The following is a 19,135-nucleotide window of genomic DNA, read 5'->3' on the forward strand; positions in this document are numbered from 1 at the left end:
ACGAGTTCAAGACCCTAAAAGACCAACGGCTCTCTCTTCACTTCTACTATATAAAAAATAGTAGTGCGAACCAATGCCTTGGTCTGCACTACTAATCTTAGTATGTTTTATGAATGAAAGTAGCTAGCGAACAGTAAGGTGATCCAAATTATAATGGGATAAGAAAATAAGCTGAAAAGGAGTGTAATTACGAATTGCTTTGGATGAATTAAGTGTTTTTTTGATAAAAAAAAGAAAATAGAAAAGAGAGTAATGAAAAATGCTGATATTACGCCGGGGTTATAAGAGCGATAAATGAAAAACAAAATAATATGTTGAACAGAGTTGAAGAAGATGGCCCCTTGTATAAAAATAATCCAGCATATAGAAGACAAGAAGTTAAGTTGATATAGAAAGACGATAAGTAATACAAAGATTGTTAATACGGAAATGGCGATGAAAAATTGTTGGCTAGTTATAAGACGGATTGAAAATTGATTAGCAAGGTATTGTGGCATTTGGAAAGCTTCTTCAAGGTTATGAATGAAAAATAATAAGGGAATGATCCAGAATATAGTAGTGGAATGTTTTTTCATCAATTTACATCACTCCAATAAAGTATAGAAAGCCTAAAAAAAGGCCCTCTATACAGAGATGGTTATTCAATTATGATATTTTTTAAATTAACTTCATGATGCTCTCGTTCTTTCAGATAAGCAGCTAGTTCCTCTTGTAAAATATTTAATATTTGCTTAGCTGATTGTTGGATTGGATTAGGTAGCTCTTCTAATATATGCATCCCGACTTTTACTTTTGTACGAATTACCCTTCGTAGTAATTCCTCATGCATGTACTACACCTCCAAACCGAATATTTAGTACATCTTCTTCAAATTTTGCTCCTTGAATAGAAAGGTGTGTTAATGTTTTTGGTAACGTGATGTTCCGTTTAACAGAACCCGCTCGAATAATAAGTTCATCACCTTTTTGATTTAAGGAAAGTTCACTTTTGTTTGAGAAGGGAATGGACAGAACGAAAATATACTCATCGCCATCCTTTTTTACATATTGAGTGCGCCCGTTAAATTTTACTTCTGTAGGGGAATGATCAGTTTTAAATAAAGAATCTCCTACACGTTCTAACATAGACAAACCAACAACTTCTTGTTCAAACATTGGAGCTTCGTAAATAGGAAGGGGTTGAAAACTATCTTTAATTAATGTTTTATATTTCTTCTGTGTATCTTTCCATGCCTGAAAATAAGGATCGGTGACAGTGTTAGGGATGACGCGGTTAATCATAATGGCATCTACGTTATAATCGTATAAATTCAAATAAGTAAAGCTGCGCTGGGCTTCTTTAATGACCATTTTTTCAGGATTTACAACGATGCGGATACTTGTTACTTCTCGATTTGATAAAATATCTCTCATTTCTCCGAGCTGTTCAAGTGTACTTGTTAATTCGTCCATAATATCGTCGGTTGGAAGAGGGACACCAAGGACTGGTTGAGCTACAGGACGAACGACTTTTAAAACTTTTCTTTTAATAGGAAATAATTTTTCCATCCACCAGCCGAGCATGTCTGGAAAGCTTAGCATTGCTAATGTTTCTCCTGTAGGGGCACAATCAATAATGATAACATCATATGTGTCTTGCTTATAATAATCGAGTACGCGAAGTAGGCTAATTAAATCTTCCATACCGGGAAACATCGTTAATTCTTCTGTTGTAATATCATCAGCTGCTTTAGAAGTGAAGAGTAGTGTAATATATTTCTGTAATTTTCCCCAGCCTTTTTCCATTTCATAAATCGTATTAATTTCTTGTGCCCACAAATTTTCACGAATTTCTAGTGGTTCAGAAGATAGCTTTATACCAAATGAATCACCTAAACTATGAGCAGGATCTGTGCTCATTACTAATGTTTTTAATCCTTGTTTCGCACTTTGAATTGCTGTTGCTGCTGAAATGCTAGTTTTTCCTACGCCGCCTTTACCTGTATACAAGATAATTCTCATCATTCATATCCCCTTTGTTTCGAATGTCGAATATTACGAGTGTCGAAGTAAATGGTTGAATAAAAACCCAGATAGGGTTTTATTCAATCGGAATGTTTTTCATTTTAGGTGTAGAAATCTTTTCTTCTGTTTTTTGCTGTGACGTAGCGATGTGATTCATGATTTTTTGGAAGATTTGTAGTAAGAATGCTTTTTCTTCTTCTGATAATGCTTCTGTTACTAAGCTAAAGTAATGGGCCGCATTTTGTTTTACTTCTTGAACGAGCATTACGCCGTTTTCTGTTAACCGAATTAATACAATACGTCGGTCATTTTCATCACGGTAGCGTTCAATATATCCCTTTTTTACAAGGCGATTTACAACGCCCGTTGTTGTACTCATCGGTATATCAAGAAGATCAGCAATTTTCGTCATTGTAATATCTGTATTTCGTTCCATCCAAAGTAAACAAAATACTTCTGTTTTAGAAAGTGTTAAATCTAGGCTTACCCATTCTTCAGGATAGAAAAGTTTCTTGGCGTTATCTAGCAGTAAGTCTAAAAAATGTTCATATTGCAACAATTAATTCCACTCCCGTATATTTCGAGGTTCGTAATATTTATTTTTATTTTATGTAGAATAGAAATAATTGTCAATGATTTTAATTGTTTTTTCAGATTAGGCAGAAAACTTTCTTTAAAATAGTATTCTTTTATGATAGATTTATAAATATAAAACGAGAATTTACATAAAAATCCATCATGGTAAATATACTTATCTATAATGGGTATGCAGCTAACGAGGGAGAGAACGATGAGAAGACGTAATACGCAAGCGTTCACGTTTTTAGCATGGACTTCATTTGTTTGTGCGATTTCAGGTATGCTAATTGGGATTTATACGTTAGATGAAACGCTTAGTGTAAAAGGATACTATTTAATTGGAACATTATTTTTAACGATGTCTTGTTTTGTATTACAAAAAACAATTCGTGATAATGAAGAAGATAACGAGAGATTTCCGAAAAATAAACCGTTAGATAAAGAGTAAATTGTAAAGAAAGGCATTTGCCTTTCTTTTTTTATGTAAAAATGGCGTAAGTACTCTGTGTTGACTTGCTTGAAGTACTGAAAATTTGGTATCATCAATAGTATTGTAGATTGAACGATATATTATGGAGGTGGCCTAGCCGTGTCAAGAATTTCCGTTGAGAATGTAAAGCACGTAGCACATTTAGCACGTCTTGCAATTACTGATCAAGAAGCAGAAAAATTTCAAAAACAACTAGATGCAATTGTTACATTTGCAGAACAGTTAAATGAATTAGATACAACAGATGTAAAACCAACAACTCATGTATTAACTATGAAAAATGTTATGCGTGAAGATGTACCAGAAAAAGGTTTACCAGTCGAAGAAGTATTAAAAAATGCACCGGATCACAAAGATAATCAAATCCGTGTTCCAGCAGTATTAGAATAGAGGAGGGGAATTTCGATGTCATTATTTGATCATTCAGTATCAGAGTTACATAAGAAGTTAAACAACAAAGAAATTTCCGTTACGGATTTAGTAGAAGAATCTTACAAACGTATTGCGGATGTTGAAGATAACGTAAAAGCTTTTCTTACATTAGATGAAGAAAATGCACGCGCAAAAGCGAAAGAATTAGATGCAAAAATCGGCGCTGAAGATAATGGTTTATTATTCGGTATGCCAATTGGTGTAAAAGATAACATTGTAACTAACGGTCTTCGTACAACTTGTGCGAGCAAAATGTTAGCAAACTTCGATCCAATTTATGATGCGACAGTTGTGCAAAAGCTAAAAGCTGCTGACACAATTACAATCGGTAAATTAAACATGGACGAGTTCGCAATGGGTTCTTCAAATGAAAACTCAGGATTCTACGCTACGAAAAACCCATGGAACTTAGATTACGTTCCGGGCGGATCTAGTGGTGGTTCTGCAGCAGCTGTAGCAGCAGGAGAAGTACTATTCTCTCTAGGTTCTGATACGGGTGGTTCTATCCGTCAGCCAGCTGCATATTGCGGTGTTGTAGGTTTAAAACCAACTTATGGACGCGTATCTCGTTACGGATTAGTAGCATTCGCATCTTCACTTGACCAAATCGGACCGATTACACGTACAGTAGAAGACAATGCATACTTATTACAAGCTATTTCAGGTATTGACCGCATGGATGCAACTTCTGCAAACGTTGAAGTTGGAAACTATTTAGCTGGTTTAACAGGCGATGTTAAAGGTTTACGCATTGCTGTACCGAAAGAATACTTAGGCGAAGGTGTTGGCGAAGAAGCTCGTGAGTCAGTACTAGCTGCTTTAAAAGTATTAGAAGGTATGGGCGCAACTTGGGAGGAAGTATCGCTTCCACACTCTAAATACGCTCTAGCAACGTATTACTTACTATCTTCTTCTGAAGCATCTGCGAACCTTTCACGCTTTGATGGCGTGCGTTACGGTGTTCGTTCTGATAATGTAAATAACTTATTAGATCTTTACAAAAACACACGTAGTGAAGGTTTCGGTGATGAAGTTAAACGTCGTATTATGCTTGGTACATTTGCGCTTAGCTCTGGTTACTATGATGCATATTACAAGAAAGCACAACAAGTACGTACATTAATTAAAAACGACTTTGAAAATGTATTTGCTAACTATGATGTTATTATTGGACCAACAACGCCAACTCCGGCATTTAAAGTGGGCGAAAAAGTTGATGATCCAATGACAATGTATGCAAATGACATTTTAACAATCCCAGTAAACTTAGCGGGTGTTCCAGCGATTTCTGTTCCATGTGGATTCGGTGCTAACAACATGCCACTTGGTCTACAAATCATTGGTAAACACTTCGATGAAGCGACAATTTACCGCGTTGCACATGCGTTTGAGCAAGCAACAGACTATCATACAAAAAAAGCAAGTCTGTAAGGAGGCGAGCATAGATGAATTTAGAAACAATTATTGGTTTAGAGGTTCACGTTGAGTTAAAAACAAATTCGAAAATTTTCTCTGCGAGTCCAACAGAATTCGGAGCGGAGCCAAATACACAAACAAGTGTAATTGACTTAGGATACCCAGGGGTACTTCCTACTTTAAATAAAGAAGCAGTTAACTTTGCAATGAAAGCTGCAATGGCATTAAACTGTGAAATCGCAACGGAAACGAAGTTTGACCGTAAAAACTATTTCTATCCAGATAACCCGAAAGCTTACCAAATCTCTCAATTTGATAAGCCAATTGGTGAAAATGGTTGGATTGAAATCGAAGTAGACGGTAAAAAGAAACGTATCGGTATTACACGTCTTCATTTAGAAGAAGATGCTGGTAAATCAACGCATACAGCTGATGGTTCATTAGTAGACTACAACCGTCAAGGTATGCCTTTAATCGAGATCGTATCTGAGCCAGATATGCGTACGCCAGAAGAAGCATATGCATACTTAGAGAAGTTAAAATCAATCATTCAATACACTGGTGTATCTGATTGTAAGATGGAAGAAGGTTCCTTACGTTGTGATGCGAACATTTCCCTTCGTCCAGTTGGACAAGAGAAGTTCGGTACAAAAGCGGAACTGAAAAACTTAAACTCATTCACTTACGTACAAAAAGGTCTTGAGCATGAGCAAGTGCGCCAAGAAAAAGAACTGTTATCTGGTGGCATCATCCAACAAGAAACACGTCGTTATGATGAAGCAACAAAGAAAACAATCTTAATGCGTGTGAAAGAAGGATCTGACGATTACCGTTACTTCCCGGAGCCAGACTTAGTTGAACTTTACATCGATGATGAGTGGAAAGAAGCAGTTCGAGCTTCTATTCCAGAACTTCCAGATGCACGTAAAGCTCGCTACGTTGCAGAATTAGGCTTACCAGCTTATGATGCACACGTGTTAACATTAACGAAAGAGATGTCTGATTTCTTTGAAGCAACTGTTGCAGACGGTGCTGATGCGAAATTAACATCGAACTGGTTAATGGGTGAAGTACTTGCATACTTAAACAAACAACAAAAAGAATTAAAAGACGTTGCATTAACGCCTGCTGGTTTATCTAAAATGGTTCAATTAATTGAAAAAGGTACAATTTCTTCTAAAATCGCGAAGAAAGTATTTAACGAATTAATTGAAAAAGGTGGAGACCCAGAAGAAATCGTTAAAGCGAAAGGTCTTGTTCAAATTTCTGACGAGGGTACACTTCGTAAAGTTGTAACAGAAATTCTTGATAATAATGAGCAATCTATCGAAGACTTTAAAAACGGTAAAGACCGTGCAATTGGCTTCTTAGTTGGTCAAATTATGAAAGCTACAAAAGGACAAGCAAATCCACCACTTGTTAACAAAATCTTACTTGAAGAGATTAATAAGCGATAATAGTAGTGACTTTTAAAGATTAAGCAGAAAAACACCCGTACATGGGTGTTTTTCTAGGTTAATCAAACGTTTGTTTAAATGAGACAAAATCGTTTAAACAAACGTTTGATTAACTGTCAAAAGTGGAAAAATGTTTGTATAGCAACTATGGTATGATAGTTGCAAAAAGGTGGGAATAATGATAAATCTAAACATAGAGGTTTTTTTCATCTCATGAAATAATAGATAGTTATTATTCGTTATATGTAAATTTTTATGGAAGAATGGATAGAAATAAAGTGAAACTTTAATCAGTAGGAGGTTCATCCACCATTGATTATTAGCCCTCACCAATCGGGCATTTACTGCCCGCAAATAGCGGGATAAATTTTGAAGTCAAATAAAAAACCATTGAAATGAATATTTACTTTTGATGGACTACACGAATCGGGTTCTTACTGCCTGTTTGAGCGGGATAAAAGAAGGATAGCAAGATGAGAGGAGGTAGGCATGGGAATACTGAATAGAAGTTCAGTATGTTCTTTTTCGATACATAAAGAAATTTCCTGTGCTAATAAATGATGAAGCGAGCAAGAATTATTTATAATCCTACTTCGGGGCGTGAGCTATTTAAGAAGAGCTTACCAGAAGTATTACAAAAATTAGAACAAGCTGGCTATGAGACATCTTGTCATGCGACAACGGGTCCTGGAGACGCTACTGTGGCGGCGAGGCAAGCTGCGGATCGTAAGTTTGATGTTGTTATTGCGGCTGGTGGCGACGGTACATTAAATGAAGTAGTAAACGGTTTAGTTGGGCATGAATTCCGTCCGAAATTTGGAATTATTCCAGTTGGAACGACAAATGACTTTGCACGTGCAATTGGTGTACCTCGTTCTATTGAAGAGGCAGCAGATATTATTTGCGAAGGAAAAACAGTGCCATTAGACCTTGGTAGAGCGAACGATACATATTTTATTAACATCGCTGGTGGCGGTCGTATTACAGAATTAACATACGAAGTACCGAGTAAGTTAAAGACAGTATTAGGACAACTTGCTTATTACCTAAAAGGTATCGAGATGTTACCATCATTGCATCCGACATATGTTGAAATTGAGTATGATGGAAAGTTACTACAAGAAGAAATTACGATGTTTTTAATTACGAATACCCGTTCAGTAGGTGGATTTGAAAAGGTAGCACCGTATGCATCTATTAACGATGGGTTATTTGACCTATTAGTACTGAAAAAAGGTTCTATCGCTGATTTAATTAAAGCAGCAACACAAGCACAACGTGGTGAACATATTAATAATCCAAAAGTGTTATATACACAAGCGAACCGAATTAAAGTACATTCACCAGATAAACTAATGATTAATTTAGATGGTGAGTATGGTGGAGATGCACCGATGGAATTCGAAAATATATATCATTGTTTAGAACTATTTGTTCCTGAACATCAAGAGGATGCCCTGTAAAGGCATCCTTTTTACTTTGTTAAAATGAATTGTAAATTGGGAGTTAGTTTGATTTTTATGGTATTTTTACAATTCTTTTATTTTACATCCATACTTTATTGATACACTGGAAGAGATAAGAAATGAGAGGTAGGGTGCTATGGAGAAGGTAAAGGCGATATTATTTGATAAAGATGGGACATTAATGGATTTTCATTCAATATGGATAAAAGTAGCTGAAGAACTTGTAGCTGAATGTATAAGTTTATATCATTTACCAAGTACAATGCGGCAGACCTTATTAGAAGAGATTGGTGTAGAGGGAGCATTTGTTAATCCGAGGAGTGCAATAGCTGCTGGAACAAGCCTTGATGTAGCGAAGGGGCTTTGTAATTATATTGAGTCTGCTAGAGAAGAAGAGATGCATCATTGGGTAAGTGAGAAGTTATTTTCCCTTATGTATGAGCATCGTTCGCATATGAAAATGACAGCAGATTTACCGAAAGTGTTACAGGCATTAAAAGATAAAGGATTTATATTAGGGGTTGTCACGGCGGATGATTTCGCACCAACAGAATTATTTTTAAAACAATATAAGTTGGAGAACTTTTTTGATTATATTATAGCCTCGGATACATTCCCTGCGCAAAAACCAGATAAAAAGATTATAGAAGTGTTTTGTGAAAAATTTAATTTAGCATCATGTGAGGTTGCGGTTGTTGGAGATACGCCAACTGATTTACATTTAGCCAAAAATGGCGATTGCTATGCAATTGGGGTGCTATCTGGTACGGGAGACCGTCCAACATTAGAACCACTTGCTGATTTAGTGTTAGATTCTGTTGGAGAGTTTATTTCTCAATCGGGTGAGTTTTTCTGGGAGAAAGAAAAGTCTAATGTGTAAGGAAAATAAGTCTATAAAGACTCTTAATGAGTCTTTATAGACTTATTTTTTATGCCTGGATACAAAGAATATAGGATAAATGCTAGAAAAGAAAGTTGGCATACATTTTGCAATAAAAAGAGAAAACAATGTAAAGAAAAGGATGGGGTACGCAATGAACACAAAAAAATTTGCTAAAGTAAATGAACAAATTCCAGGACCGAAAGCGGCATCTTTATTAGAACGCCGTCAAAATATAGTACCAAAAGGAGTAAGTAACGGCATCCCAACGTTTGTACAATCTGCAAATGGTGCTCTTGTAACAGATGTTGATGGTAATCAGTACATTGATTTTGCAGGAGCAATCGGGACAATTAACGTAGGGCATTGTCATCCAGCGGTTAAAGAAGCGCTCCATAAACAAGTCGATCAATACATTCATACTGGATTTAATGTCATGATGTATGAGCCATATATTGAATTAGCGGAAAAGCTTGCGGCATTGGCACCAGGAAGTTTCGATAAGCAAGTCCTCTTTTTAAATAGTGGTGCAGAAGCAGTTGAGAACGCGGTGAAGATCGCTCGTAAATATACGAAGAGACCTGGTATTATCGCATTTTCTAAAGGTTTCCACGGGCGTACATTAATGACAATGACGATGACAAGTAAAGTGAAGCCATATAAATTTGGGTTTGGTCCCTTTGCTCCAGAAGTATATAAAGCGCCATTTCCATACGAATACCGTCGCCCAGAGGGATTAACGGAAGAGCAATATGATGATTTTATTATTGAAGAGTTTAAGAACTTCTTCATATCGGAAGTAGCACCAGAAACAATTGCAGCTGTTGTAATGGAGCCTGTTCAAGGGGAAGGTGGATTTATCGTCCCAAGTAAGAAATTTGTTCAAGAAGTACGCCGCATTTGTTCAGAGAACGGCATCTTATTTGTAGCGGATGAAATACAAACAGGCTTTAGTCGTACAGGAAAATATTTTGCAATTGATCACTATGATGTCGTTCCAGATTTAATTACAGTGTCTAAATCATTAGGTGCTGGTGTACCGATAAGTGGTGTCATTGGACGTAAAGAAATTATGAATGAGTCTGCACCAGGTGAACTTGGTGGAACGTATGCAGGAAGTCCATTAGGATGTGCGGCTGCATTAGCTGTTCTCGATGTAATAGAAAATGAGAAATTAAATGATAGAGCGATAGAATTAGGAAAAGTCGTAATGAACCGATTCGAAGAGATGAAAAATAAATATCATTGCATCGGCGATGTGCGTGGGTTAGGTGCAATGTGTGCATTTGAGGTCGTTCAAGATCGTAAGACGAAAGCACCTGACAAAACGTTAACGGCTAATCTATGTGCAGAGGCAAATAAGCGTGGGTTACTGTTATTATCAGCAGGAACATATGGAAATGTTATCCGTATGTTAATGCCTTTAGTTATTACAGATGAGCAACTTGAAGAAGGTTTAACAATAATTGAAGAATCATTGCAAGCTTGTTATGAGCAAACAAACATCGCTCGCGTTTAAAAAATGAAGTATAAATAGCAAACATTCTAGCTGACTCTATATTAAATGCAGAAAATTCACTTTATAATAAAGGTAGTGAAGTGGATCGATGGATTTGAAGTTAGGGGTGGCTAGGATGGTTGCAGAAAAGGAACGAGTGTTAATGGATTTAAAAGATGTATTTGAATATGCGTTTGACGAAATTTTTGTTACAGATGAGCAAGGGATCGTTGTGCGTGTAAATAGTACATGTGAAAGGCACTACCAACTAGCTGCCGAAGAGTTAGTTGGTAAGCATGTAAAAGAACTACAAAAGGATGGAATCTTTTATCCATCAGCGACATTAGAAGTGATTGAAAAAAAGAGGCCAATTGAACTCGTTCAAACTACAAAATCAGGAGAGTATTTACACGTTCGTACAAGGCCTGTTTTTGATGATGAGGGAAATTTAAGAAGAGTGATTAGTTATTCTCGGGACCTTACTGAACTCTATCAATTACGTCAAAAGGTAGAGGAAATGGATAATCAGCTAAAAACATATAAAAAAGAATTAAGAGAAACATATGAGCATGAAGGACTTATTTTTAAAAGTCTAGCTATGCAAAAAATAGTCGATACAATCAAAAAAGTATCTGTAGTGGATAGTACTGTTCTCGTTTTAGGCGAGACTGGAGTTGGGAAAAGTCGATTAGTACGCCATTTACATGAAGTGAGTCACCGTAAGAATGAAAGTTTCTATGAAATTAATTGTGCGGCATTGCCAACTAATTTAATTGAATCAGAGCTTTTTGGATATTCAGGTGGATCTTTTACAGGTGCGAATCGTGAAGGGAAAAAGGGACTATTAGAATCCGCGCATAAAGGAACTCTTTTTTTAGATGAAATCGGTGAAATGCCGCTTGAAATTCAAGCGAAGCTTTTGCAAGTATTGCAAGAAAAAACATTTCGTCCTATAGGCGGAAGAGAATTAAAAAAAGTGGATGTCCGAATTGTGGCGGCAACAAATAGAGATTTAAGCGAGATGGTGAAACAAGGAACATTTCGGAAAGATTTATACTATCGTTTGAATGTCATTCCAATTGCAATTCCCCCGCTTAGGGAAAGAACAGAAGATATTTTGCCGCTTATTTATCATTACTTGCAGCATTTTAATAAAAAATACGGACGTGATGTGAAACTAGCGCCGAGTACGTTACAAATGTTTGTTGGATATCCGTGGGAAGGAAACAATAGAGAAATAGAGAATGTAATTGAGAGAATTGTTATTACTGTCGATGATGTTGTAACGGTAGAGGATTTGCCACTCTCTATGCAAGAGGCTGCAGTTGAACAATCGGGGCAAAGCCTTTATAAAATGCTGGAAGAGGTAGAGAGAAATATTATTCTTAAAGCGTATAAAACGTATGGATCAAGTTATAAAGTAGCTGAGTTTTTGCAAATTAGTCAATCTGCTGCTACTAGGAAAATTAAGAAGTTCATAGAGGAGGAAGAAAACATTGGATAAAAAGGCGACTTTCGTAAGTATAGATAAAAAGGCGATGTATATAAATGGTGAGTGGATTACACTACAAGAACAAATTGAAGTAAATAATCCTGCGACGAAGGAAATATTTGCAACTGTACCAAAGGGCGGAGTAACAGAGGCAAAGCAAGCTGTTGATGCTGCACATGAAGCTTTTAAAACGTGGTCTAAGTTAACGGCAGCAGATCGTGCCACGAAGTTAAAAAAGTGGTTCATGCTTATTGATAAAAATAAAGAAGAAATCGCAGCGATTATGACGAAGGAACAAGGAAAGCCGTTTGCAGAAGCGCTTGGTGAAGTAAATTATGCAAATAGTTTTGTTGAATGGTATGCAGAAGAGGGGAAACGTGTATATGGTGAAATGATTCCTGCTTCTCATCCGAATAAGCGCATTTTAGTTATGAAGCAACCAGTTGGCGTTATGGCAGCTATTACACCTTGGAACTTCCCGGCAGCGATGATTACGAGAAAGGTAGCACCAGCGCTTGCAGCAGGCTGTACAGCCGTTGTGAAACCGGCGAGTCAAACGCCATTAACTGCATTGAAATTAGCTGAATTAGCTCATGAAGCAGATATTCCAAAGGGCGTAATCAATATCGTAACAGGTAGTGCAAAAGCAATTGCTGATACATGGATGGAAGATAGTCGCGTTCGAAAAGTGTCCTTTACAGGGTCAACGGAAATCGGGAAAGAGTTAATGGCTAGTGCTGCACAAACGATGAAAAAAGTTTCGCTTGAGTTAGGTGGCCACGCTCCATTTATCGTAATGAATGATGCAGATTTAGATAAAGCAGTAGAAGCGGTAATTGATTCGAAATTCCGTAACGCAGGACAAACGTGTATATGTACAAACCGAGTATTCGTTCAAGAAGAAGTATACGAAGTATTTGTAGAGAAGTTCCAAAAGGCAGTAGGGCAGTTGAAAGTAGGAGACGGTTTCGGTGACGGAACGACTGTTGGGCCACTTATTGATGAGAATGCAGTTTCAAAAGTACAAGAACATATTGAAGATGCTATTCAAAAAGGTGGAACAGTTTTATATGGTGGTCAAAAGGTCGCAGAGTTAGAGGGACATTTCATTCAACCGACTGTAATTGGGGTGGCAAATGATACGATGCTTTGTATGAATGAAGAAACATTTGGGCCAGTGGCACCAGTTGCGAAATTCAAAACAGTTGATGAAGTAATCGAACGTGCAAATAATACACCATACGGTTTAGCTGCGTATATTTTCACGAAAGACATTAGCCAAGCATTCCAAATTAGTGAAGCGTTAGAGTACGGTATTATCGGTCTAAACGACGGTCTTCCATCAGTTGCACAAGCACCATTCGGTGGATTTAAAGAAAGTGGTATCGGCCGTGAAGGAGGCCATTTCGGCATCGAGGAATATTTAGAAATTAAATATATTTCATTGGGACTATAAGTAGTATACTAGAATCTCTATAAGGTAACAGAGAAGGAGATTCTAGTATGGTATATTGGCTATTATTACTTGTTACAATTATTTTTGAAGTAGCTGGAACAATTGCGATGAAACTATCAAATGGTTTAACAAAGCTCGTTCCAAGTGTACTGATTTTCGTGTTTTATGGAATTTGTTTCAGCGTGTTCGCCATCGTTGTGAAAAAGATCCATTTAAGTATTGCTTATGCTATTTGGTCTGGCGTTGGAACATTACTTATTACAATCATTAGTGTGTACTTTTTTAAAGAGCATATTAGTTTATTTCAAGCATTTTGTATTCTTTTTATTGTTTTGGGTGTCATTGGGCTTAAGGTTTCATCGGCATCATGAAAGCTATCTTTTGTAGAAGATAGCTTTTTTCTATTTGTGCAGTTAGCAATTAATACGACAAAATATGACAAGAAAGCGTAAAGCATTTTGTTATGATACATATGAAATATTGTCTTATGTGGAGGAAAGAGTATGTTAAAAAAGGTGAGTCAAATTGTTTTAATTTTTGGCATAGCTTTTAGTTTAAGTGCTTGCACTGAGACTAAAGATAGTAATGAAAGTAAACAAGAAGATGTTCAAGATAAAGTGTATAAAATAGGGGAGACAGTAGACGTAGATGGTTTGCAAGTAACTATCGATTCAGTTAAATTAGGATATACGGATTATGATGAGGATAAAAAGAAAGAGGAGATTTTGGGGATTATTTTCAAAGTAGAAAATAATAGTAAAAAGGAAATACCTTTTGCATTTTATGAATTTGAGATTACCGATAAGAAAGGTACAAGATTTAAAGAATATAATAACCCTGATAGCTTTATTAGTAAAAAGTTAGCACCAGAAGAAAAAATTCAAGATATCATGCTATTTGACGTAGCGAAAGAAAATACGTATATCGCTACGTATAGACCAGAGTTTACGCGTGAAAATAGAACAATAAAATTTGAATTGAAACCAAATAAATAAAGAAACACATTGGATTATCCAATGTGTTTCTTTATGGTAATAAATTTAAAACGCCCAGTTACCTTTACGGAAGATAGGCTCATGTCTGCCATCAGCAGTAATACCGTCAATATCAAGCTCAGCTGATCCAATCATGAAGTCGTTGTGTGTAATACTAGCGTTTGCGCCGTTTTCAGCAAGTTCTTCTTTAGACATTGTTTTTCCGCCAACTAAGTTAAATGCGTAAGCATTTCCAATCGCAAGGTGGCAAGATGCATTTTCGTCAAATAGTGTATTGTAGAATAAAACATTTGTGTTTGAAATTGGTGAGTCATGAGGTACTAAAGCTACTTCCCCTAAGAAGTGAGAACCTTCATCTGTTTCTACTAAATGTTTTAAAGCTTCTTCACCAGCTTCAGCTTTATAGTCTACGATACGTCCGTTTTCAAATGTTAACGTGAAATTATCGATAATATTACCTGCAAATACTAACGGTTTTGTACTAGAAACTTGGCCGTTTACACCTGTTTTAAGTGGCATTGTAAATACTTCTTCAGTTGGAATATTAGCCATAAATGGTACGTTCTTTTCATTTAAGCTACCAGCACCAGCCCATACATGTTTTTCTGGAAGTTCGATTGTTAAATCTGTTCCAGGACCTGTATAGTGAAGAGCTTTATAATGCTTTTCGTTTAAGTAATCCACTTTTGTATGTAATGTTTCATCATGTTCTTTCCATGCTTCTACAGGATTTTCTAAATCAGCACGAGTAGCTTTGAAAATAGCATCCCATAACTTGGCTTCTTGTTCTTCTGGCGCTACGTCAGGGAATACTTTCGCAGCCCATTCTTTCGTAGGAACAGAAATGACACACCAGCTTACTTTATCTGCTTGTACGTAATCACGGTATACTTTCATTGCTTCTCCAGCTACTTTATGAGCTGTTGCGATACGCGATGGTTCTACACCTTTTAATAAATCAGGGTTTTCTGCATAGATAGACATAAATGCAGCGCCTTCTTTTGCTAATTCTTCACGAGCATGTGCTTTCCAAGATGGAAATTCAGCGAAAGCTTCTTCAGGAGCTAGATCGAATTTTAAGCGTGTTAACGTCTCATCATTCCAATCTACATATACGTGTTTTGCACCAGATTTATATGCTTTTTCTGTAACGAGGCGTACAAATTGTACAGCTTCAAGAGGTGCACTAATTGATAAAGTTTGTCCAGGTTGAATATTAACACCAACATTAACTGCAAGAGCAGCATATTTCTCTAACGTTTGTTCAAATGACATATGTATAATCTCCTTTAATTTGAAAGATTTCTTACTATATATAATACAAGAAAATTCTAAAAATATATATAAATATAAAGTAAAAAGAGAGCTCAAAATGTGTTGAGCCCTTATATTTACTTAATTGAAGAAGCAAACTGCTCTACAGTCGTTGTATGGTGTATACGAACGCGCTTCATCTTTAACAATTCATCAGGTTCACCCTTCGTAATGAATTGCCCAGGCTTTGTCGTCGTCGCAAATTGATAATACTTCTTCGTTTCTGCAACAACCTTATCATCTACATGACCGAATGGATAAGCAATCGCAATAACAGGCTTACCTGTTATTTTTTCTAGCTTTTCTTTTGAACCTTTTAACTCTTCCTCATAGTTTGTAATTTTCGGTAAGTCTGCATGTGTTGCAGTATGAGATTGCACCGAGAAAATGCCGGAATCAACCATTTCTTTTATTTCAGAAGTAGACAATGCTCCTTCTACATCAACGTTATCAACAATCATATATTCTGTTGCTGCCGGTTTAAAAGTATCATCTTTTAGCTTTTGTAAAATGCGAAATGCATTCATATTATTTTTCATACCGTCATCAAATGTAACGAAAATCGGTTTATTTACTTTATTTATATCGCCCCAGCGTTCAAACGTTAAAAGCGTATAACCATTGTCCTTTAAATGTTTCATTTGTGCTTCAAAGTTAGCTGGTGATACGAATAAGTCTTTAATGCCTTGACCATGATAATCATCAATTGCGTGATACATAAGAACAGGAACCTTTTGTTCGAAAGTAATAGTAGATTTCGTAAGCGGGATTGTTTTCCCATCTTCTTTCATTCCTGTTGCTTCAATTTGGAACTCACCGCGTTTTCCTTCAAATTCCTTTATATCAAAAGGAAGTGTGAATTGTTTCTCTTTTTCTTTAGAAGAAAAAGATTTAGCACTTTCCTTGCCATCAGCTGTGCGCCAAATTTTATATTGTACTTCATTTAAAGAATCTTTTATGTCTGTAATATGAATACTTGTGTTTGTAGATTCGTGTGTAACTGAATTATATGAGATTTTACCTTGTTCTTGCACAGTCTCTTCTTGTTTCTTAATCCCTTGAGCCGTTTTCTCTTTTTTAGGTTCTGGACTTACATTGTTAGTATTACAGCCTGCTAGAATGGCAGACGTACATAAAGCAATTGCTGCGTATTTTCTCATAAAAATCACCTTCTATTGTGTAGTATGTTGCATATTTATATTAAAATCCCCACCGCTATAAGAGTGGTGGGGATATACCCTTGTTCATCATATCATTTGAAGAAAATGAGGGGAATATGATTTTTAGGAGGCTATTAATGTAATAGTTTAGTGACTTTGAATATGTATTTTTTTGTTTCTTATTAGAATTAATAATAATATAACCGACTACAAAGATAAGAGGAATAATGAAGACATAGATAGGCATTCCCCATACATAATAGCTTTTCAGCGTTAAGACTAGTAAATGTAAGAAATCGAAAATTGCGTGAGCTTTCATAATATCCTCCAATGGTTTTTTGAAAATTATAACATTTTAAACTTGTTATTTGTATAATTTGGAAAGTTATTTAAGCTAATTTTAAAGTAAGAAGAATACATATTAATATGCAATTTTGCATAAGGATATGTATTTTATTAAAATATAAAGATTTTATACTATAATGAAAACCGCTATAAAACTAAGTAAGAATAATGTATGGAGTGGAGAATAGAAATGAAATATAAAAAAATAATATATATCTTTTTCATATCACTATTTATAGTTGGTTGCCAAAGTGAAGTGAGTAAAGTGAATAGTGTGGAAGAGTATATTCCACCGCATCTTATGAATGCGGAAGTGACGGCGGATATTATGACACTTGAATTTCCTTATGAGATAAAAGAGAAATTAGAGAAAATCGGAAATAAAATGAGCGATAGTATTACAAATAATTTAGATTGGTATTTGAAGTATGCCGAAGAAGAAATTATACCGAAAAAAACGTTTCCTTATCATCAAAACTTAGGTATTACAAAAGAAGAATATGATTTTATGATAGATAAAATGGATAATGCAGAATATATAAATACCAAAGATGGAAAACTCTTTTTTAAAAAGAAAGATCATGAAATTCAAATTCTCTCTGATGAAAATTTGAATCTAATTAAAAATATTCGAATTGATACAGAGAAGAATACAATTAAAACTCCTTTGGGAGAATGCGAATATGAAGGTGAAATTAAGGCGTCTGATGAACAAAAAGCTACTGGTCCATGGAGTGGAAAGATGTGGACTTTAAAAAGCAATGGATTGCTTTATCATTTTTCATTAGGAAAGTTAAAAAACATAAACAAATCTATCATTTACATTTCAATAAAAGGTATATATAAAGATAGGATTATCAATACAGAAGAAGCAGTTGAATTTCACTCGGTTTCATAAATAATCAAAAAAATCACCTTACTCGTTAAAGTAAGGTGATTTTTTATTAAATAAACAATCCAGCGATTGTCGCAGATAAAATAGAAGCAAGTGTTGATGCAAATAGCATTTTCCAACCAAATTTAGAAACAACGCTTCCTTGTTTTTCAGAAAGGGCACGGATTGTACCAACGATTGCACCAATTTGGCTAATACTTGCGAAGCTAATTAAGAATACTGTAACGATTCCAACTGTACGTGGAGCTAATGTTGTAGCTGTGTCTTTTAAATCAAGGATTGCTACAAACTCATTTAAAACAATCTTCGTACCCATAATACCACCAGCTGGGATAATATCTTGAGTTGGAATACCCATTAAGAATGCGAATGGAGAAAGTACGTAACCGAAGATTTGTTGTAAAGTAATGGCATGTCCCATTGCGCCTGAAGCTGCACTAATTACGTAGTTTACAACTTCCATCACACCGATAAAGGCGATCATTAATGCGGCAACGATACCAGCTACTTTTAAACCATCAAGCGCACCGTTAATCATTGCACCGATAAAGCTGTCCCCGAATAGCGTTCTATCAAATTTTTGAATCACTTCATCTTCTTTCTTCGTATCAACTGGTGTTAATAACGAACAAACGATTAAGCTTGAGAATAAATTTAGCGGAAGAGCTGCTAGTACGTATTTTGCATCTAACATCATTACGTATGATGCTGTAACAGAAGCAGAAACGGAGCTCATCGCAGAACAACAAATGATAAACATACGGTTTTTATTGAAATGCTGTAAATCGTTTTTAATAACGATTAACGCTTCACTTGAACCGAAGAATACAGAGTTTACTGCGTGGAATGACTCAACGCGTGGCAAACCAGTAATTTTTGAAATTGCACCGCCGACAACACGAACGATGAATGGTAAAACACCTAAATAACTAAAGATTGAAAGTAGTGCTGAGAAAAATACGATAATTAATAATACGTTTAAGAAAAAGACAAAATCTCTGTGAATTCCATTAAAGAGAAAATCGACACCTGTCGTACCAAGTTTAATTAGTTTGTTGAAAACTTTACTAATGAAAATAATGATTTGTTGACCAACCTTTGTAGCAAACATAAACCAACCGATTAAAATTTGGAAACCAATCATAATTGCAATTGCACGGAAGTTGATTTTACTTTTGTTGTTTGACAAAGCAAAACATAAACCTAACACGGCAAGAATACCGATAATGCTCATTACATATTGCATGTAGTTGCCCC

19 protein-coding genes are annotated in these 19,135 nt (G+C 35.8%); 12 read left to right on the forward strand and 7 right to left on the reverse strand.

The window, feature by feature from the left end; translation table 11 throughout:
• Positions 1-107 precede the first annotated feature (107 nt).
• The 4 genes from ACS2CR_RS26540 to ACS2CR_RS26555 form a co-directional block, all read right to left on the reverse strand.
• Positions 108-575 carry an HXXEE domain-containing protein gene (locus ACS2CR_RS26540; RefSeq protein WP_001986283.1) on the reverse strand — a complete coding sequence of 156 codons (468 nt, stop codon included), beginning with the start codon at positions 573-575 and terminating at the stop codon, positions 108-110.
• Between the two features lie 62 nt (positions 576-637).
• Positions 638-829 (reverse strand): DUF3926 domain-containing protein, encoded by a 192-nt coding sequence (locus ACS2CR_RS26545; protein WP_000544105.1) that lies wholly within the window; start codon positions 827-829, stop codon positions 638-640.
• Positions 822-2,003, reverse strand: coding sequence for an ArsA family ATPase (locus tag ACS2CR_RS26550; protein WP_074642402.1), 1,182 nt, complete (start codon positions 2,001-2,003; stop codon positions 822-824). The genes ACS2CR_RS26545 and ACS2CR_RS26550 overlap by 8 nt, the downstream gene beginning before the upstream one ends.
• Before the next feature lie 76 nt (positions 2,004-2,079).
• Positions 2,080-2,562 carry a MarR family winged helix-turn-helix transcriptional regulator gene (locus ACS2CR_RS26555; RefSeq protein ID WP_000942481.1) on the reverse strand — a complete coding sequence of 161 codons (483 nt, stop codon included), beginning with the start codon at positions 2,560-2,562 and terminating at the stop codon, positions 2,080-2,082.
• Positions 2,563-2,793: 231 nt separating this feature from the next.
• On the opposite strand from ACS2CR_RS26555, the gene ACS2CR_RS26560 reads away from it, so the two are divergent.
• The 11 genes from ACS2CR_RS26560 (at position 2,794) to ACS2CR_RS26610 (ending at position 14,164) form a co-directional block, all read left to right on the forward strand.
• Positions 2,794-3,030, forward strand: a complete 237-nt coding sequence (locus tag ACS2CR_RS26560) for a YiaA/YiaB family inner membrane protein (protein ID WP_001254391.1) — start codon at positions 2,794-2,796, stop codon at positions 3,028-3,030.
• A 141-nt stretch (positions 3,031-3,171) separates the two neighbouring features.
• Positions 3,172-3,462 carry an Asp-tRNA(Asn)/Glu-tRNA(Gln) amidotransferase subunit GatC gene (gatC, locus tag ACS2CR_RS26565; RefSeq protein WP_000086999.1) on the forward strand — a complete coding sequence of 97 codons (291 nt, stop codon included), beginning with the start codon at positions 3,172-3,174 and terminating at the stop codon, positions 3,460-3,462.
• A gap of 15 nt (positions 3,463-3,477) precedes the next feature.
• Complete coding sequence (gatA, locus tag ACS2CR_RS26570; protein ID WP_000051441.1) at positions 3,478-4,935, forward strand: Asp-tRNA(Asn)/Glu-tRNA(Gln) amidotransferase subunit GatA; 1,458 nt, start codon at positions 3,478-3,480, stop codon at positions 4,933-4,935.
• 14 nt (positions 4,936-4,949) lie between these two features.
• On the forward strand, positions 4,950-6,377 hold the full coding sequence (gene gatB, locus ACS2CR_RS26575) for an Asp-tRNA(Asn)/Glu-tRNA(Gln) amidotransferase subunit GatB (protein WP_001047685.1): 1,428 nt from the start codon (positions 4,950-4,952) through the stop codon (positions 6,375-6,377).
• Between the two features lie 557 nt (positions 6,378-6,934).
• On the forward strand, positions 6,935-7,840 hold the full coding sequence (locus ACS2CR_RS26580) for a diacylglycerol kinase (RefSeq protein WP_000977679.1): 906 nt from the start codon (positions 6,935-6,937) through the stop codon (positions 7,838-7,840).
• A gap of 139 nt (positions 7,841-7,979) precedes the next feature.
• Positions 7,980-8,723: an HAD family hydrolase gene (locus ACS2CR_RS26585; RefSeq protein ID WP_000416667.1), complete on the forward strand. Its 744-nt coding sequence runs from the start codon at positions 7,980-7,982 to the stop codon at positions 8,721-8,723.
• Positions 8,724-8,877: 154 nt separating this feature from the next.
• On the forward strand, positions 8,878-10,242 hold the full coding sequence (gabT, locus tag ACS2CR_RS26590; RefSeq protein ID WP_053513327.1) for a 4-aminobutyrate--2-oxoglutarate transaminase: 1,365 nt from the start codon (positions 8,878-8,880) through the stop codon (positions 10,240-10,242).
• A gap of 115 nt (positions 10,243-10,357) precedes the next feature.
• Positions 10,358-11,725, forward strand: a complete 1,368-nt coding sequence (locus tag ACS2CR_RS26595; protein ID WP_000225143.1) for a sigma-54 interaction domain-containing protein — start codon at positions 10,358-10,360, stop codon at positions 11,723-11,725.
• A complete protein-coding gene (gene gabD, locus ACS2CR_RS26600) occupies positions 11,718-13,169 on the forward strand; it encodes an NADP-dependent succinate-semialdehyde dehydrogenase (protein ID WP_053513268.1) in 1,452 nt (483 codons plus the stop codon). Before ACS2CR_RS26595 ends, gabD begins: the two co-directional genes overlap by 8 nt.
• Before the next feature lie 47 nt (positions 13,170-13,216).
• On the forward strand, positions 13,217-13,540 hold the full coding sequence (locus ACS2CR_RS26605; protein ID WP_000263262.1) for a DMT family transporter: 324 nt from the start codon (positions 13,217-13,219) through the stop codon (positions 13,538-13,540).
• A gap of 132 nt (positions 13,541-13,672) precedes the next feature.
• On the forward strand, positions 13,673-14,164 hold the full coding sequence (locus ACS2CR_RS26610; RefSeq protein WP_000915111.1) for a DUF4352 domain-containing protein: 492 nt from the start codon (positions 13,673-13,675) through the stop codon (positions 14,162-14,164).
• A gap of 45 nt (positions 14,165-14,209) precedes the next feature.
• Here ACS2CR_RS26610 and ACS2CR_RS26615 read toward each other — a convergent pair whose 3' ends face one another.
• Together ACS2CR_RS26615 and ACS2CR_RS26620 are read right to left on the reverse strand one after the other, a co-directional pair.
• On the reverse strand, positions 14,210-15,439 hold the full coding sequence (locus ACS2CR_RS26615; RefSeq protein ID WP_000007357.1) for an aminopeptidase: 1,230 nt from the start codon (positions 15,437-15,439) through the stop codon (positions 14,210-14,212).
• A 116-nt stretch (positions 15,440-15,555) separates the two neighbouring features.
• Entirely contained in the window at positions 15,556-16,638 is a 1,083-nt protein-coding gene (locus tag ACS2CR_RS26620; protein WP_001233712.1) for a polysaccharide deacetylase family protein, read from the reverse strand.
• 535 nt (positions 16,639-17,173) lie between these two features.
• Here ACS2CR_RS26620 and ACS2CR_RS26625 point away from each other — a divergent pair.
• Positions 17,174-17,881 carry a hypothetical protein gene (locus tag ACS2CR_RS26625; protein WP_000875612.1) on the forward strand — a complete coding sequence of 236 codons (708 nt, stop codon included), beginning with the start codon at positions 17,174-17,176 and terminating at the stop codon, positions 17,879-17,881.
• Between the two features lie 46 nt (positions 17,882-17,927).
• Here the strand turns inward: ACS2CR_RS26625 and ACS2CR_RS26630 are convergent, their stop codons facing one another.
• Entirely contained in the window at positions 17,928-19,124 is a 1,197-nt protein-coding gene (locus ACS2CR_RS26630; RefSeq protein ID WP_001200493.1) for a NupC/NupG family nucleoside CNT transporter, read from the reverse strand.
• Positions 19,125-19,135: the final 11 nt, after the last annotated feature.

Origin of the sequence: Bacillus cereus group sp. BceL291 (assembly GCF_051776705.1) — a bacterium.
In the GTDB taxonomy this organism is placed as follows: Bacteria; Bacillota; Bacilli; order Bacillales; family Bacillaceae_G; genus Bacillus_A; species Bacillus_A cereus.